Raw genomic sequence first — 16922 nt, 5'->3', positions numbered from 1 at the left:
TGATCTGGGCTATCTGGGTCGTGGGCGGTCAGTGCTTGAACATCACGTGGCGAACCACGGTGTAGTCTTCCAACCCGTACATCGACAGGTCCTTGCCGTAGCCGGACAGCTTCACGCCACCATGGGGCATTTCGCTCACCAGCATGAAGTGGGTGTTGACCCAGGTGCAGCCGTATTGCAGGCGAGCGGCCAGGCGATGGGCGCGACCCACATCGGCGGTCCATACCGACGAGGCCAGGCCGTAGTCCGATTCATTGGCCCATGCCAGTGCCTGGGCTTCGTCTTCGAATGGCGAAACCGTCACCACCGGGCCGAAGATTTCACGGCACACCACCTCGTCCTCCTGCGTAGCGCCGGCCAGGACCGTCGGCTCGAAGAAGAAGCCGCCGCCCGCAGCGCGCTTGCCGCCGGTGACCACCTCAATGTGAGGCAGTTCCTTGGCACGGTTCACGAAGCCCTCGACACGCTCCAGGTGCTCTTGGGTGATCAGCGGGCCCATCTCGGTCGCCGGGTCATCCTGAAGCCCGCACTTGATGCTGGACACGGCTTCGCCGAGCTTGCGCACGAACTCCGGGTACACCGCCTTCTGCACATAGAGGCGGCATGCGGCGGTGCAGTCCTGGCCGGCGTTGTAGAAGCCGAAGGCGCGGATGCCTTCGACGGCGGCGTCGATGTCGGCATCGTCGAAGATCAACACCGGTGCCTTGCCACCGAGCTCCATGTGCATGCGTTTGACGCTGTCGGCGGTGCCTTCGATGATGCGGCTACCGGTGCGCACGGAGCCGGTCAGCGACACCATGCGCACCTGGGCGTGGCTGGTCAGCGGTTCACCCACCGAGGCGCCGCGACCGTGCACGATGTTGACCACGCCGGCGGGGAAGATGTCGGCGAGCAACTCGCCCAGTTTCAAGGTGCTCATCGGTGTGTGTTCCGACGGCTTGAGCACGACGGTGTTGCCGCCGGCCAAGGCCGGGCCCAGTTTCCAGGCCGCCATCAGCAGGGGGTAGTTCCACGGCGCGATGGAGGCGACCACGCCCACCGGGTCGCGGCGGATCATCGAGGTGTGGCCCGGGATGTACTCGCCCGCCGCCGAGCCCTGCAGGCAGCGCACGGCACCGGCAAAGAAGCGGAACACGTCGGATACGGCAGGCAGTTCATCCTGCAACACGGCGGTGAACGGCTTGCCGCAGTTGTCTGCCTCCAGGCGGGCAAACACCGGCGCCTGGGCGTCGATGCTGTCAGCGAGCTTGAGCAGCAGTGCCGCGCGGTCCTTGGGCGGCGTTTGCGACCAGGCGTCGAAGGCCGCATCCGCGCTTTGCACCGCGGCATGGACCTGGGCACGGCTGGCTTCGGTGGTCTGTACCAGGACGCTGCCCAGGGACGGGTTGTACACGTCGAGGTTTTCGCCTTCGCCGGCCACCAGGGCACCGTTGATCAAGAGTTTGGTTTGCATGTCGATTCTCGCCATTGAACGGCAAGGCCATGGCCTTGCCTTGTGGTTGTCGTCAGGGCATTCGATTGGAAGGTGGCCGCTACGCCAGCGCGTCAGGCACTGGGTTGCGGAAGAAGCTGGTCCGGCAGGCGAGGTAAACCGCGCCCAGGGCGAGCCAGCTACAACCCATGATCAGTGCGTCTTTATCCAGGCTGGCCAGCATCCAGCCGGCCGTGACCAGGCCGATGAGTGGGAAAAGCACGCCGCGCAGCAGGCCGGCCCCGTCCTTGACGCGTGCGTCAAAGGTGAGCCGCAACGCGCAGAGGTTGACGGCGGTGAAGGCTAGAAAAGCGCCGAAATTGACCAGGGACGTCGCGGTGGCGATCGTCAGGCCAAAACCTGCGGTGCCGAAAATGCCGCAGAGCAGGATGTTGAAGACCGGGGTCTTGTAGCGAGGATGCAAGGCCCCGAATAGCTTGCGTGGCAGTTGGTTGTCCCGGCCGAGGGCGTACAGCAGCCGGCCCACGCTGGCCTGGAATGACATGCCTGCGGCGAAGTGGGCGATGATGATCCCCGCCAGGACCACGGCGAAGAACAGGTCGCCGCCGATCATGCGGGCGATCTCGAAGGCAGCCCCGTCCACGAACTCGAAGGTAGAGGAGGGGTGCGCCAGGTACATGAAGTACGAGGAGCCGACGTAGACCGAGCCGCCGATCAACGCGACCAGCAGAATGGCGCGCGGCAGTGTGCGGCCCGGGTCGCGGGTTTCCTCGCTGAGCGTGGACAGCGCGTCAAAGCCCAGGAACGAGTACGCGGCGATGGCGGCGCCGGCCATGCTGGTGGCGAAGGGCACGTTCTGGTTGAAGAACGGCTTGGCCGACAACAGCCCGCCAGGGCCGTTGGCCGCGACGATGTAGTGCACGCACAGGCCGATGAACACGACGATGATGGCCAGTTGCGTGACCATCAACAGCACGTTGAAACGGTTGGCAACCTGGATGCCCAGCACGTTCAGCAGCGAGGTGGAGACGATGAACCCGATGATCCACACCCACTGCGGCACTTCTGGAAACGCCATGTTGAGGTAGCTGGCGCCGAGCAGCCAGATCAGCATGGGGATGAAGAAGTAGTCGAGCAGGGCGGCCCAGCCCACCATGAAACCGAGGTTCGCGCTCAGCATCTTGCGGGTATAGGTGTAGGCTGAACCGGCCACCGGGAACACCCTGACCAGCCGGCCATAGCTCAACGCCGTGAACACCACGCCGGTCGCCGCGATCAGGTAGGCCATCGCCGTGGTGTTGCCGCTGGCCTGGGTAATCACGCCATAGGTGCCGAAGACGATCAACGGGGCCAGGAACGCCAGGCCGAACAGCAGTACCGAAAACGGTCCCAGGGTGCGCTTCAGTGAAGCGCTAGGGATTGATTCGCTCATGACTGACATCCCTCACGCTACGAAGTGGTAAGCAGTGGCGACGATTTCACGGTAGGTCTCGACGGTCATTTCCTTGGCATTGCTGGCGTCGGAGAAGTTTTTCTTCGACTTTTCAGCGATGGCCAGGAAGTCTTCCTCGCGCACGCCCTTCACCTCGGCGAAGCGGGGGATGCCCAGATCCTTGCTCATCTGGAACAGATAACCGACAGCGGCCTCGGCGGCCTCGGCTGGCGAAAGGTTGGGGTCGATACCCAATGCATAGGCGACTTGCGCGTGGCGGATAATGTCGGCATCGCGGTTATGGCCGAACACGAAGGGCAGGAAGATCGCGTTGCCCACGCCGTGCGGTGTGTCGTACATGCCACCGATGGCTTCGGAGATGCAGTGCACGCTGGCAACGTCCGCGTTCCCGAAGGCCATGCCGGCGATCAGACTGGCTACCAGCATCTGCTGGCGGGCGTGCAGGTTGCCAGGCTCCAGCACGGCGGGCTTGAGGTGTTGGCTGATCAGGCGGATGGCGTGCAGCGCCAGGCCGTCGCTGATCGGGTTCGCCATGCGACCGGTGTAGGCTTCGATGGCGTGGGTGAGGGCATCCATGCCGGTTGCGGCGGCAATCGACGAAGGCAGCGTGTCGAGAATATGGGCGTCGAGCAGTGCCAAAACGGGCCCGACCCGGTAATCCTGGACGCTCATCTTGAAATGGCGGACGGTGTCGGTGATCACCGCGAAGCAGGTCACTTCACTGCCGGTGCCGGCGGTGGTCGGGATGGCGACGATAGGTGGAATGGCATGCTTAAGGGTGAAAGAACCCTCGTAGTCTTCGATCCGGCCCTCGTGGGTCAGCAGCAGGCTGATGGCCTTGGCCGCGTCCATCGCGCTGCCGCCGCCGATGGCCAGGAGGCCCTGGATACCTTTGCCGCGGTACAGCTGTGCCGCGCGGTTGATGTCTTCGCTGCGAGGGTTCGCCTTCACGTCCGCGATTTCGTCGAACGAAATGCCCGACTTTTCCAGGCTGGCGTAAACGCTGTTCAGCAGCCCGGCGGCCTTGACCCCGGCATCCGTGACGATCAGAACGTGCTTGAGCCCCAATTCACGCAGATGCTCGCCAGTGCGCTCACGCAGGCCTGGCTCCATCACGACTTTGGTGGGGAGTAAGAACTTGAATTCCATACGTACCTCTTGCTCAGTTGTTGTCGTTGTTGAACGGGCAGTGGAGGAGCATCGCGCCAGGCCGTCGTCGCGGCTCAGGTGTGCTTGAAATTGGAATGTTGTTGTTTTGGGTTTGGGTTAAGCCTGTTGCGAGAAACCTCTGGTGGAATAAAAAGAGGGGCGGCCAAGCAATCCGCCCCTAAATGGAAACGGTGTTAGCGCATGTGCCCTGCCAGCAGGGAAAGCAGTGTGCCCGACAGGCACGTTGGGAAGTCATGCCCCATCCCAGGCAACAGCACCAGGCTCGACTGGCGAATCGCCGCGGCCGTGGCGAAGCCTCCGGTGGTCGCGACCATGAGGTCTTTGTCCCCGTGGATGACCAGCGTGCTGCAGCGAACCCGCTGCAGCTCCTGGGTGCGGTCTCCAGAGTTGATGATGGCGCCGATCTGCCGGGCGGTGCCGAGGTTGCTCACCTCGCCGCCGCCGCGCTCCCAGGCCTGCGTGGCGTAGTTGCGCAGGGCTTGCTCGTCGCATTCGAGGGGCGAGCCGATCAGTCGCATGATGTCCACGTAGTCCCGAACGCTTTCCTGCTGGTTGCGCGGCGGGCGGCGCAGTAGCTGGAAAAGGGCTTTGAGCGCGGGCTGGCCGACGCGCAGCGAGCCGGTGGTCGAGAAGATCGAAGTGAGCGTCCTGACGCGCTCGGGGTACCGGGCAGCGAGGGTCTGGGCGATCATGCCGCCCATCGACATCCCCACCACGTGCGCCGTTTCCAGGTTCAGGCCGTTCATGAGCCCGATCACGTCGTTGGCCATGTCGCCAAGGTCATAGCCGGGAGTGCGCTTGCGCAGGAACTGCTGCATGGCCGTGGGAGGTACCACGTCGGTGAAGAACGATCGGCCCGAGTCACGGTTGTCCAGCGTGATGACGCGGAACCCGCGCTCGACCAGGCCGGCGATGATCGGTTGCGGCCAGTAGGTCAATTGCAGCCCCAGGCCGACAATGAGCAGGACCGCCGGGGCGTCGTCAGCGCCGTGGGTGCGATAGCAGAGCTTGCGCTCCCCCGGTAGCTCGCAGAAGCGATCGGCGCTCATCGACGGCTACCTTGTTGCTGCAGCATGACACCAGCGTGCAAGGGCGCGTTGGGCACTGTGGTGAACGAGAGGCACTTGTCGGCAACGTTGCCCCGACGCAGCAGTTTGACGTCGCGGAAGTAGTCCATCGACATCACCCAGGGCTCACACGGCCCTTGGCGCGGCATGCTGTCCAAGGCGCGTTGCACGTAGCCGGCGCCAAAGTCCAGCAAGGGGCGGGTTTCGATACCGGCTGGCGCCTTGGGTTCGCAGACGTTGTGGCCCTGTTTGTCCATGAAGCCCAGCAGGCGACAGAAATGATCGCACAGCAGGCACACTTTCAAGGTCCAGGACGAGTTGGTGTAGCCCACGGCAAAGGCGAAATTGGGCACACCAGAGAGCATCATGCCTTTGTAGGCCAGGGTTTCGCTGAGTATCACCGGTCGGCCGTCCTTGTGCAGGGTGATGCCGCCGAACAGCTGTACGTTCAGCCCCGTGGCGGTGACGATGATGTCGGCCTTCAGTGTCCTGCCCGATTTGAGCAATACCCCGGACTCGGTGAACCGCTCGATGTGATCGGTGACGATGTCGGCTTTGCCTGCGCTGATGGCTTTGAACAGATCGCCTTCGGGGACCGAACACAAGCGCTGGTCCCAGGGGTTGTAGGGCGGGTTGAAATGTACGTCGACCGGGTAGTCTTTGGGCAATTCCTTGCGGGTCAGCCACAGCAGCAGCTTTTTCGAAAGCTTGGGGAAGCGTTGGCAGAATGCCCAGAAAGCCAGGGTGATCCTGGCGTTCTTGTAGCGTGTCAGGGAATAGGCGGTTTGCGCAGGCAGGATTTTGCGCAGAAACGCTGCAACGGAGTCTTTGGCGGGCTGGTTGATGATGTAGGAAGGGGTGCGCTGCAGCATGGTGATGCTGGCGACCTTGTCCGCCATCGCTGGAATCAAGGTTACCGCCGTTGCACCGCTGCCGATGACGACGACACGCTTGCCCGTGTAGTCCAGGTTTTCCGGCCAGTGCTGAGGGTGAATGATCTGTCCCTTGAACGCCTCCGTGCCCTCGAAGCGTGGGCTGAACCCTTGGTCATAGCGGTAGTAACCGCCTGCACTGAACAACCAGCGGCACTCGATGATGCGGGTTTCTGCCGTGTGACCATCCTCGACGCTCACTGCCCAGAGCCCTTTATCGCTCTGCCAGTTCGCCGAAACGACTTTCTGCCGGTACTGGATGAAGGACGCCAGTTCATATTCGTCGATGGCTTCTCGCAGGTATTCGAGAATGTCTGCGGCGTCCGCCAGGGACTTTGCCTTGGTCCAGGGCTTGAAGTCGAAACCGAAGGTGTACAGGTCCGAGTCGGAGCGAATGCCAGGGTAGCGGAACAGGTCCCAGGTGCCGCCCATTCGTTCGCGGGACTCGAGAATCGCAAAACGTTTGTGCGGCTGATGACGCCGCAGGTAGGCTGCCGCACCAATGCCAGACACACCGGCTCCCATGATCAAAATATCGAGCGGCTCAACCGGAAGAGCAGTGTGAGAGGACATGTCGCCTCCTATTGTTGTGTTATAGAGACTTGGTCAAATGACTTGATCGTTTGGCAAGAATAGGATTGGCAACGCAGGCGGATCAAGGTGCGAAATGCACCAGGTTTTTATTGGTTTGGGATGATTTGCACCATCGCGCCATGGCGCGGGGGCAGTTCTCTCGAGAAAGGGAGAGGCAAGGAGGGGCAGGCTGGGGCAGTCGCCCGGTATGAGAAAGGCGGGAAGGTAAGCCAGGTTGATGGCTAGTCAGTACCGATCGCGCCGTACTGAAGCACGGCGCATTCGAACCTTGATCAGTAACTGGCCACCAGCAGTTTTACAGCTTGGCAGGCGGTTTCGGTCTCGGCTTCCAAGCGTTCCCGGTCGCCATGGGCGGACCAAGCCAGCAACAGGCCGTCGAACAGGTTGATGAGCAAGCGGCTGATAGTGGTCAGCCTGGCCTGGTCCAGCCCGGGGCCAGTGACCTTTTCGATGGCTTGCTTGGTCGCTTCGACGGATACGGTATAGATCTTGGTTGCCATGGCCGGGTTGTTGCGCAGGTTCCAGAAGAAGAGCTCGAACTGTGTGGTCGCCAGGTCAGGGTGGGCGGTGAACCATTTGACGAGCTGGCGCAGCATTTCCCCCACCGACTCTGCCGCCGTGGCGCCTGTGGGTACGTCCTGCAACGACTGTTGCGGCATGTTGATCAAGGACTCATAGACCGCATAGAACAACTCGTCCTTGGTATGGAAGACGTAGTGCAACGAAGCCAGTGGCGAATTCGCCTCGGCCGCGATACGGCGAGTGGTGGCGTTGGCTATTCCATGTTCCGCGATCACTTTCACGGTGGCTTCAATAAAGTCTTGTCTGCGCAATTCAGCGCCTATTCGAGCCATTGGGCATTTCTCCCTCTTCGGTATTGCCGCCAGCCATCGGGTCTGGCCTCGGCGGGGACGAATGCTAACGCATGGTTGTTTCCCAATCCATGCGTCGATGCGATTGAGCGTCAGGGGTCGGTCTGCGCGACGCCTTCCCTGGGAAAGTTTAGATAACAAGTGTTTCGTTAATACACAATATGGCGTGCCGGGCGAACACGGGGAAGCACCGATTTGGGAACGCCAGTATCACCGTGCATCGGCAGGCCAGGCGCTCGCCCCTGAATTTCCGTGGACGCTGGCGCGGGTGAGGAAAACGGCACGTGAATTGCTTTGGTCATAAGACTTGATCAAGTGACCATGTCGGTTGATCAGTCGATCGCTCTTGTCGGTAGTGCCGGATTTCGGCGCTCGCGACAGGTGAGCGCAGGGTGCCTACGGCAACTTGTAGCCGGGCCCTGGGCCCAGATCCGCGGTCAAACAATGACTCAAAGCACACAGGTAAATGCGCAAATGGATACACGGAAACTTTCGACGGTCAGCAGCGACACACCGGTCGAGCAGGTAGTGGAAATCATCAAGCGTGACGGTGCCGTAATCATTTCCAACTTTGTCTCGGAAGGCACCTTGAAGGCCCTGACCGAGGAGTTGGACACCTTTTTGAGTGTCACGCCTTGCGGTATGGACCCTTACTTTGCCGGCACCCAGACACGCCGCGTCGCCCGAATCCTCGGGCGAAGTGACACGGCGGTAGAGGTGGCGCTGAATCCGTTGTTTCTCGAGTCCGCCAGAAAGATCTTGCAAACACCTACCCATGTCTGGGTCGGAAGCGACCGCGTCGAGATCGAGCCGGATATCCAACTCAGCATTACCCAGGCTATCCAGATCGGCCCAGGCCAGGGTTTGCAACCTTTGCATCGCGACGATGCCACATCGCTCTGGCGGCATCCGCAATATGGTCGTGAGGCTCGGCTGCAAATCATGCTGGCCATTACGGACTTCACCGAAGAGAACGGTGCGACACGTGTCATTCCCGGCAGCCATCAATGGGATGACGAACGCATGCCAACGCAGGAAGAAACAATCGCCGCCGAAATGAAGGCAGGCTCTGCGCTGCTATGGATGGGGTCGGTCTACCACGGTGGTGGCGCCAATACATCCTCAACGCCTCGCACCGGTCTGACCATGGCGTATGACTTGGCTTTCCTGCGACTGGAAGAAAACCACTTCCTGTCCATTCCTGTTGAGCGTGTTCGGCAGCTCCCTGCGCAACTGCAACGTCTGCTGGGTTGGAGTGCCAGCTCCACGCTGCTGGGTTGGGTTGAAATCGATGGGCAGATGCGCGACCCACAAGAGCTTCTGGGCATGGCGTCTTTCTCCGAGCCAGGCAAAGGCTTCTAACCCTTCCCCTTGGCAGAGTTCCCTGGAGCGAAGTGAATGAATGCGTCGAACAATGTGGCCGGGAACGGTTCTGAAACACTGAGGTTTCGCAGCCTCGGCGGGTGGGTGGAACGTCCTGTCGACCTGCAACCTGAATTGAAAGGTCACGCGCATGCCGATGTGATCGTGATAGGAGCCGGGTTTGCCGGTTTATCGACGGCCTTGGAGCTGTCAGCCCTTGGGGCGAGCGTCATCGTGCTGGAGCAGGAGTTCGCCGGTTTCGGTGCCAGTGGGCGCAATGCCGGTTACCTGCTCGGCAGCATGGGAATCGAGTGCGAAGTCTTCGTCAAGCGCGTGGGGCTGGAACAGGCCAGGGCGTTCGTCAGTTTCTACGACGAGGCTGTCACGTATGTGGAAGGGCGTTTCGCGGCGTTGGGTATAGATTGTGACTACATCCCCTCGGGGGTTATCCGAGCTGCCGTGCATCCAGGCCAGGAAAAGCGGCTGCGCGCGAACATGGCGCTTGGGCACACATTGGGCTCTGTGACCCGTTTCGTGGACCAGGCCGAGATGCGCGCTCGCGGGCTCCCACCTGCCTTTTTGTTTGGCAGCGAGCAGCGCGGTGGCACCCTGAACCCAGGGAAGTACATCGGTGGCCTGCGCCGTGCGGCCATCCAGGCCGGCGTGAAACTCTACGAACGCACCCCGTTGGTTTCCTACAGTGAAGGGCAAGTCATCACTTGCAAGACTCCGTTGGGCACTGCAACGGCGCCCGTGATGGTCATGGCAACCAACGCCTATACGCCTCAGGTGGGACTGTTGCGCAACAAGGTGGCGCCGATTCGCGTATCGGCAATCGAAACCGAGCCCCTGTCGACGGAGCAGTTGGCTGCCCTGGGATGGAAAGGGCGAGAAGGGATCATCACCCCGCACTACACGATGGAGAGCCACCGCCTGACGGCGCATGACACCCTGGTGTTGACGGTCAAACAGTTGGGCTACGCCTACGGCTCCAAGACTCCCAACATTCCGGACTACAGCGCCTATGCCGCGTTGGCGCGGGTGTTGCGCCAACGTTTTCCGGGTCTGCAAGGCCTTGGCATTCAGCACTGCTGGAGCGGTTATGTCAGTGGGGCTTACGATTTCCTGCCCGTCATCGGCACAACGGGGGCGAAACAGAACATTTTCTATACGGCGGGGTGCTCGGGCCATGGCCTTGCGACGCAATCGCTCATGGGCTCGCTGTTCGCCCAGAGAATCAACGGCCAAAAGCCGCCACTGCTTTCGGCATTGCAGCACAAGACACCGTCCATGCTGCCGGAGCCTTTCCAATGGTGTGCCATAAACACGGCGTTTGCAGCGGCCCGGTTGTTGGATGCCTGGACCGATAAAAAAGTGCGCAAAGACAGTGCATTGAAAAACTGAACAGTGCCGGCGCCTCGATGGCGTAAGGCTGTGGCGCGGCATTATTTACAGAGGCGGTTATCGTGGAACTCAGAGATCTAGGTGCACTGGTTTCGTGCATTCTGTTGGTGGTGTGCGGGCTGGGTTATGGCGTGGCATTCGTCAGGCGGAAGAATTATCTGCTTGGCCTGGAGTTCCTGGTCGTGGGGATTTCCGCATCGAACTTCACGACGTTCATCGCGACGGGTTGGCAGGCCAATTACAATGTCGCGATTTTTCTCGATGCGTTTTCGCGCGGGGTGGGCGTACCTGTTATCGCAACATTGGGGTTGATGGCGGTTACCCACGGTTACAAACCTTCTATAGCAAAAGACCTGCTGCTGTTCGTGGCCGGTTTTGCCGCCACCTGCGTCTACTACCTGTCTGGCATCGTCAACGATTCATTGGCGTACTTCTACGTGCTCATGTGGTCACTCTACACGGTGTACCTGTGCTACTTCACGTGGCGCCTGGCACGTACCGGGGAGGTGTTCCATGCATTGGCTACCGTGCTGGGCGGGGCGGCGGGGCTGACGGTGGCGTTGCGGTATGACTTCTTTCCGATTCCGGGCGATGACACGAAGATGGTCTTCATGACCTTCGCCTTCCTGACCTGGTCCTATTCGATCGTGCAGTTGTACTACGCCTATGGCGCGCTTGAGCGCTCCAAGCGGGTTTCCTCTCAGTCGCTCGTTCATTCCCGATAACGTTTACTCCATGGCGGGCCACAGGCCTGCTTTTTTGCCGCCCCTCGGGGCGGTTTTTTTTGGGGCATTTTTATGCGCCGTACGGTTGTCGGGTGAATGGCACGCCTCAGCTGGTGTCGTTGTGCCCAGCCGTCGATCATCTTTTGGTAACACTTGTTTCGATAATTCACATGATGGTGCATGAAAGCGCTGCGTCCACCGCAGCGAGCATCATCTAACTAATTGATATTAAAAGAATATATTTATTCATGAGGATTCTGGCATATGGCTTGCGTCATGATCTTGCGACATGGTCGGTTGATCAGGTCAATTGATCATGAGATGTGACAGGGCTGGTTTTCCGTCTGGAAAGTCGAGCCACGGTCAAAGCCCTTTGTTGAGGATCCTGCAATGAAAGAAGTGACTGAACGGCTGGAAGGTGAAGTGTCCGCTCGCCGTGTTTTCAGGCAACTGCTGCTGGCTTGCGCGGTATCGACCGCGATCTGCTCGGTTCAGGCAGCGACCCAGGAGCCTGAGGCGCTGGGTTCGAAGCTGACCCCTCTGGGCGGTGAGAGCGCAGCGAGTTCAAGCGGGGATATTCCGGCCTGGGCACAGCCAGGGCAGCAGGGGGCGGGGTGGAGTTACGGTCAGGTACGAGGGGAGCACTGGAAGTTCAAGGGTGATAAGCCCCTCTACAGCATCGACGCGAACAATGTGACACAGCATGCGAGCAAGCTGTCCCCTGGCCAGCTCGAACTGTTCAAGAAAGTCCCAGGCTATCGCATGGATGTCTACCCGACCCGTCGTACCTGCAGCGCGCCGGATTTCGTGATCGAGAACACCAGGCAAAACGTTGGCTTTGCCAAGCTCGACGCTGCCGGTGTAGCCCTTGAAGAAGCCCATGTACCCGGTATCCCGTTCCCGATGCCCAGCACCGGGGCCGAGGTGATGTGGAACATGAAGATGCGCTATCGCGGCGTCGGCGTGGAAATTCCCCGGAGCATTTCAGGCATTTCTCCGCGCAAGGGCGGGGAATGGTTGCGCCAGTCGACCGACACCTTCTTCCTGACCCCTTGGGGCAAGAAGGGGAGCGCGCTTTTCTCTTCCTATGGCCGGCTGGAGAACGCGACCTTCTTCAACTACCTGGAGCCCGCTGCGCTGGCCGGTCAATCCGCCGTGCAAACGGCTGTGGCCGGCGAGCAGGCCACGACCTTCTACTACTTCCCTGGTCAGCGTCGCGTGCGGCGCATGCCGTCGTATTCCTACGACGCGCCACAGATCGGCCTCGACAACCAGTACACCGTCGACGAGGCGAACGTCTTCTTCGGCACCATGGACCGTTTCGACTGGAAGCTGATCGGCAAGCAGGAACTGCTGGTGCCTTACAACGATTTCGGTGCCTACGATACCGCTGCCAAGGTGGAGTCGTTCGCTGGCAACGACTCGATCTCGCCGCAGTCGCGTCGCTATGAACTGCATCGCGTCTGGGTCGTCGAGGCCAATGTTCGCCAAGGCATGCGCCACCAAGCGCCCAAACGCATGTTCTACATCGACGAGGACAGCTGGAACCCGCTGCTGGCCGTCGACTTCGACAAGCAAGGGCAGATCTGGAAGGTGCGTGAAGGGTTCTCGATTCCCGTGTTCGAGACCGGCGCTTGCGACGTGCAGGCCCAGGTCCAGTACAACCTGGCCGAGGGTCGTTACCTCTTCGACATGACCTCCATCGGGGCAGGCAAGAACGATATTCGCTGGATCACCGAAGACAGTGGCAACCCTCGCCTGAAGCGCGACTTCTTCACCTCCGACAACCTGCGAGCCATCAGCGAGCGCTAAACCGACGCCAGATCGAGAGCCAACATGAAAAAAATAATTACGAAAGCGTCAGGCCTTGTCATCGTGTGCGCAACCCCCTTGGCAATGGGGTTCACATTTGAAACCGAAACCCTCAATGGCTCCTTCGATTCCACGATCACCGCAGGCATGGGCCTGCGTACCGAGTCGCGGGGCTGCAACCTGATCAACCAGGGGCCGACCGGGCACAACGTGCCCTCCGGCTGCCTGGCACAGAGCTCCGGCGTGGCGGACCAGGGCGACCTGAACTACGACCGCGGCGACATGTTCACCAACTACCTCAAGGGCACCCATGAGCTGTTGCTCAAAATGCCCGAGGACGTCACCTTCATGGCGCGTGGCACCTGGATCCGCGACTTCGCTGCCACCGATACCACCGGCACGCTGTCGTTCAACACCCCTGAAAGCGTCGGTAGCAACGGGCTGAGTGACGACGCGCGTGACGACCTCGCCTTCAAGGCTCGCCTGCTGGACCTGTGGGTGAGCAAAGGCTTCGACGTGGGCGGGCAGCGGGTCCGCGCGCGCCTGGGTAACCAGGTGATCAACTGGGGCGAAAGCCTGTTCGTGGCCGGTGGCATCAACAACACCAACGCCTACGACTACCAAGCCTTGGCGCGCCCTGGCGTGCAGCTCAAGGAGGCCGTGCTGCCCGCGCCGATGCTCAGTGTCGCCTCGGGCCTGGGCTCGGGTGTCAACGTCGAGGCCTACTATCAATTTCGCTGGAACAAGAGCGAGTTGCCGCCGGTGGGCAGCTACTGGTCCACTACCAACGCGCTGGGTGAGGGCAGGGGAGACTACGGGTTCTCCGAAAAAGACGCCCGCGACAGCGGCCAGTGGGGCCTTTCGCTGCGTTGGCAGCCGGAAGACAGCGACATCAACTATGGCTTCTACGTGATGCGTTATCACGACAAGTTGCCATCATTGCGCGTCGCCATTCTTGACCCTAACACCTTCGCGGCGGCACCGACCTGGGAATACCAGGAAGACCGGATGATGTATGGCGTCAGTGCCAACATGCCGATCGGTGACTGGGCAGTGGGTACAGAGCTTTCTTACCGGCCGAAGGATTCGGTCATGCTCAACCCTGTTGTCGACCTGTGTTCCAGCAATGGGGGCAAATGCTGGAAAGACGAAAAGAAATTCCAGTGGCACCTCACCGGCCTTTACAGCTTCACACCGTCCAACTCCCCGACGCTGCTCGATTTCACCGGAGCCAGCACGGGTACCCTGCTGTCGGAACTGGTGGTCATCCATTACCCCGGGCTGCATGACGAGGTCAATGGCGAACCACTCGCCCCAGGGCTCAATGCCTGGCAACTGGATCCTGCGACAGCGCCCAAGTCCCGTGGCGACAAGACGTCCTCGGGCATCAATCTGGACTTCAGCCTGACCTACGACGGCACCTTGTTACCGGGCTGGCAGGTCACGCCAGGTGTCTTCTATTCGCGCTCGCTGGGGGGCAGGACGCCGAACCTGAGTGCCACCTTCACCGAAGACGCGAGCAGCATGAATCTGTACCTGAACTTCGTGCGAAACCCGGCCAGTTGGCAGATTTCCCTCAATTACGCGAAGTTCATGGGCGGCGAGACGCCCTACGACCAGCTTTATCGTGACCGCGATTATGTCGGCATCGCGATCTCCCGCACTTTGTGAGGCCTGCTGTGAACGGTTCTGTAAAGCTATCTGAAGCCCCGGCACGTGGCCTGTTGTCACGTGTCGAGGGTGTGTTGTTCGGGCATCGTCGTCTGGTGCTGGCGAGCCTGGCGGTGTTCACGCTGATCATGGGCTGGTTCGCCGTGCAACTGCGCATGGATGCTGGCTTCGAAAAGCAATTGCCGGTAGGCCATGAATACATCGAGACATTCGAGGCCTACCGCAATGACCTGCTGGGGGCGAACCGGCTGACTCTCGTGGTCAAGGCCCGACAGGGCGATATCTGGAGTGCCGCAGGCCTGAAACGGCTGTATGACGTCACCCAGGCAGTGACCTTCCTCCCTGGTGTTTCGCGCAGCAGCGTGCGTTCGTTGTGGACGCCCAATGCCTTCGTCAACGAAATCACCGAAGAGGGTTTTCGCGCGGATCCACTGGTACCGGGAACGGTTTCTCCCGAGCACCTGGATGACCAGGTCATCGCGACGATCGCCAGCTCCACTGCCCAGGGTGGTTTCATCGGCACGCTGGTTTCCCGTGATCAGCGCAGCGCGATGATCACGGTGGAACTCAACGAGTACGACACCCATGGCGCCCACCTGGACTACGTGGCGTTCAACCACAGGCTGGAAAAAGAGATCCGCCAGCAGTTCGAGGATGGCGATTTCGAAATCCAGATCATCGGTTTCGCCAAACAGATCGGCGATATCGCTGACGGAGCTTCAGCGGTGCTGGAGTTCTGTTTGCTGGCGTTGCTGCTGACGGCGGGGGCGGTGTACTGGTATTGCCACTCACTGCGCTTCACGCTGCTGGCGCTGGTCTGTTCGCTGGCTTCGCTGGTGTGGCAGTTCGGCAGCCTGCGCCTGTTGGGGTACGGGCTCGACCCGTTGGCAGTGCTGGTGCCCTTCCTGGTATTCGCCATCGGGGTGTCCCATGGCGTGCAGCAGATCAACTTCATCGTGCGCGAGATCGCCATCGGCAAGCGCGCCGAAGCGGCGGCGCGCTCGAGCTTCACGGGGTTGCTGATTCCAGGGACGCTGGCGCTGGTGACCGCGCTGGTTTCCTTCGTGACGCTGTTGTTGATCCCGATCCCGATGGTTCGAGAGCTGGCGATCACGGCCTCGCTTGGCGTGGCCTACAAGATCATCACCAACCTGGTGATGTTGCCGTTGATGGCGTCCTTGCTACGTGTCGATGACAAGTATGCGGCCGCCCAGGAAATTTCCCGGCAGCGGCGCACCCGCTGGCTGCGTGGCCTGGCCCGGCTCGCCGAACCGCGCAAGGCGCAGTGGGTGCTTGGCGCGGCCTTGGTGGTGTTCCTGGTGGCGATCTGGCAAAGCCATGACCGTGTCGTTGGCACGCTGCAGGCGGGCGCGCCGGAATTGCGCGAGAATTCGCGCTTCAATCGCGATGCGGTCTCCATCGCCAGCAACTACGACATAGGTCTGGACTGGCTCAGCGTGGTGTTCGAAGTCAACAAGGCCGCTTCCAGCGAAGGCAGCCAGGTGGCCTGCGAGGATGTCGCCCTGGGCCAGTACCAGGATCGCTTCGTGTGGGCCATGCAGGGAGTGCCCGGTGTCCTGTCGGTCGCGTCCTTCTCCACCAACATGCGCCAGTTCAACGAGGGCTACAACGAAGGCAACCCGAAGATGGCGGCGGTGCCCATCGACCCGATGAACTACGCCGCGTTGGCCACCGAGGTGGCGCGTACGCCCGGGCTGATGCGCACCGACTGCAGCATGTCGGCTGTGCACCTGTACCTGGCAGACCACAAGGCCACCACCATCAACCGAGTGGTGGACGCCGCCAAGGCGTTTCGCAGCGAGTACCCGATGCCCGGCATTTCGGTTCGCCTCGCGTCCGGTAACGCCGGCGTCCTGGCCGCCATCAACGAAGAGGTGGAAAAAAGCGAAACCCCCATGCTGCTGTATGTCTATGCCGCCATCGCATTGCTGGTGTTCGTGGTGTACCGGGACCTGCGAGCGGTCCTGGTGTGTTGCCTGCCGCTGACCATCGGCACTTTCATTGGCTACTGGTTCATGAAGGAGCTGCAGATCGGCCTGACCATCGCCACCTTGCCGGTGATGGTGCTGGCGGTGGGCATTGGCGTTGATTATGCCTTCTATATCTACAATCGCCTGCAACTGCATCTGGCCCATGGCCAGTCGATTACCAAGGCGGTCGAGTGCGCGCTGCTCGAGGTGGGTGTCGCCACTATTTTCACCGCCATCACCCTGGCCGTGGGCGTGGCCACCTGGGCGTTCTCGGAGCTCAAGTTCCAGGCTGACATGGGCAAGCTGCTGGCCTTCATGTTCATCGTCAACATGGTCATGGCCATGACCGTGCTGCCGGCCTTTGCCGTCTGGCTGGAGCGGGTGTTCCCGCGTAAGCGTCCCGTGCGCATGATCGGCGCGCTGGTGCACTGAGGAGA

12 protein-coding genes are annotated in these 16922 nt (G+C 60.9%); 6 read left to right on the top strand and 6 right to left on the bottom strand.

Annotated elements, in window-relative coordinates; genetic code table 11:
• Nucleotides 1–28 precede the first annotated feature (28 nt).
• The 6 genes from IRZ56_RS16490 to IRZ56_RS16465 form a co-directional block, all read right to left on the bottom strand.
• The gene (locus IRZ56_RS16490; protein ID WP_196145911.1) at nt 29–1453 is read right to left on the bottom strand and encodes a gamma-aminobutyraldehyde dehydrogenase; all 1425 of its coding nucleotides are present in this window, start codon (nt 1451–1453) and stop codon (nt 29–31) included.
• A 79-nt stretch (nt 1454–1532) separates the two neighbouring features.
• Complete coding sequence (locus IRZ56_RS16485; protein WP_196145910.1) at nt 1533–2864, bottom strand: APC family permease; 1332 nt, start codon at nt 2862–2864, stop codon at nt 1533–1535.
• Nucleotides 2865–2876: 12 nt separating this feature from the next.
• A complete protein-coding gene (locus IRZ56_RS16480; protein WP_196145909.1) occupies nt 2877–4034 on the bottom strand; it encodes an iron-containing alcohol dehydrogenase in 1158 nt (385 codons plus the stop codon).
• A gap of 194 nt (nt 4035–4228) precedes the next feature.
• Nucleotides 4229–5104 carry an alpha/beta fold hydrolase gene (locus IRZ56_RS16475; RefSeq protein ID WP_196145908.1) on the bottom strand — a complete coding sequence of 292 codons (876 nt, stop codon included), beginning with the start codon at nt 5102–5104 and terminating at the stop codon, nt 4229–4231.
• The gene (locus IRZ56_RS16470; RefSeq protein WP_196145907.1) at nt 5101–6627 is read right to left on the bottom strand and encodes a flavin-containing monooxygenase; all 1527 of its coding nucleotides are present in this window, start codon (nt 6625–6627) and stop codon (nt 5101–5103) included. Before IRZ56_RS16470 ends, IRZ56_RS16475 begins: the two co-directional genes overlap by 4 nt.
• A 293-nt stretch (nt 6628–6920) precedes the next feature.
• Nucleotides 6921–7502 carry a TetR/AcrR family transcriptional regulator gene (locus tag IRZ56_RS16465; protein WP_090342460.1) on the bottom strand — a complete coding sequence of 194 codons (582 nt, stop codon included), beginning with the start codon at nt 7500–7502 and terminating at the stop codon, nt 6921–6923.
• 492 nt (nt 7503–7994) lie between these two features.
• On the opposite strand from IRZ56_RS16465, the gene IRZ56_RS16460 reads away from it, so the two are divergent.
• The 6 genes from IRZ56_RS16460 (at nt 7995) to IRZ56_RS16435 (ending at nt 16917) form a co-directional block, all read left to right on the top strand.
• The gene (locus tag IRZ56_RS16460) at nt 7995–8882 is read left to right on the top strand and encodes a phytanoyl-CoA dioxygenase family protein (RefSeq protein WP_015270447.1); all 888 of its coding nucleotides are present in this window, start codon (nt 7995–7997) and stop codon (nt 8880–8882) included.
• Nucleotides 8883–8918: 36 nt separating this feature from the next.
• The gene (locus IRZ56_RS16455; protein WP_196145906.1) at nt 8919–10286 is read left to right on the top strand and encodes an NAD(P)/FAD-dependent oxidoreductase; all 1368 of its coding nucleotides are present in this window, start codon (nt 8919–8921) and stop codon (nt 10284–10286) included.
• A 62-nt stretch (nt 10287–10348) separates the two neighbouring features.
• Nucleotides 10349–11011, top strand: a complete 663-nt coding sequence (locus IRZ56_RS16450; protein WP_196145905.1) for a hypothetical protein — start codon at nt 10349–10351, stop codon at nt 11009–11011.
• Nucleotides 11012–11401: 390 nt separating this feature from the next.
• A complete protein-coding gene (locus IRZ56_RS16445) occupies nt 11402–12823 on the top strand; it encodes a DUF1329 domain-containing protein (RefSeq protein WP_196145904.1) in 1422 nt (473 codons plus the stop codon).
• 24 nt (nt 12824–12847) lie between these two features.
• A complete protein-coding gene (locus IRZ56_RS16440; protein WP_328311739.1) occupies nt 12848–14494 on the top strand; it encodes a DUF1302 domain-containing protein in 1647 nt (548 codons plus the stop codon).
• A gap of 8 nt (nt 14495–14502) precedes the next feature.
• On the top strand, nt 14503–16917 hold the full coding sequence (locus tag IRZ56_RS16435; protein ID WP_196145902.1) for an efflux RND transporter permease subunit: 2415 nt from the start codon (nt 14503–14505) through the stop codon (nt 16915–16917).
• The last annotated feature ends 5 nt before the right edge of the window (nt 16918–16922 follow it).

The sequence above is a fragment of the Pseudomonas guariconensis genome, from assembly GCF_015680235.1.
GTDB classification, from domain to species: domain Bacteria; phylum Pseudomonadota; class Gammaproteobacteria; order Pseudomonadales; family Pseudomonadaceae; genus Aquipseudomonas; species Aquipseudomonas guariconensis_A.
This window is presented reverse-complemented; position numbering and strand designations above follow the sequence as displayed.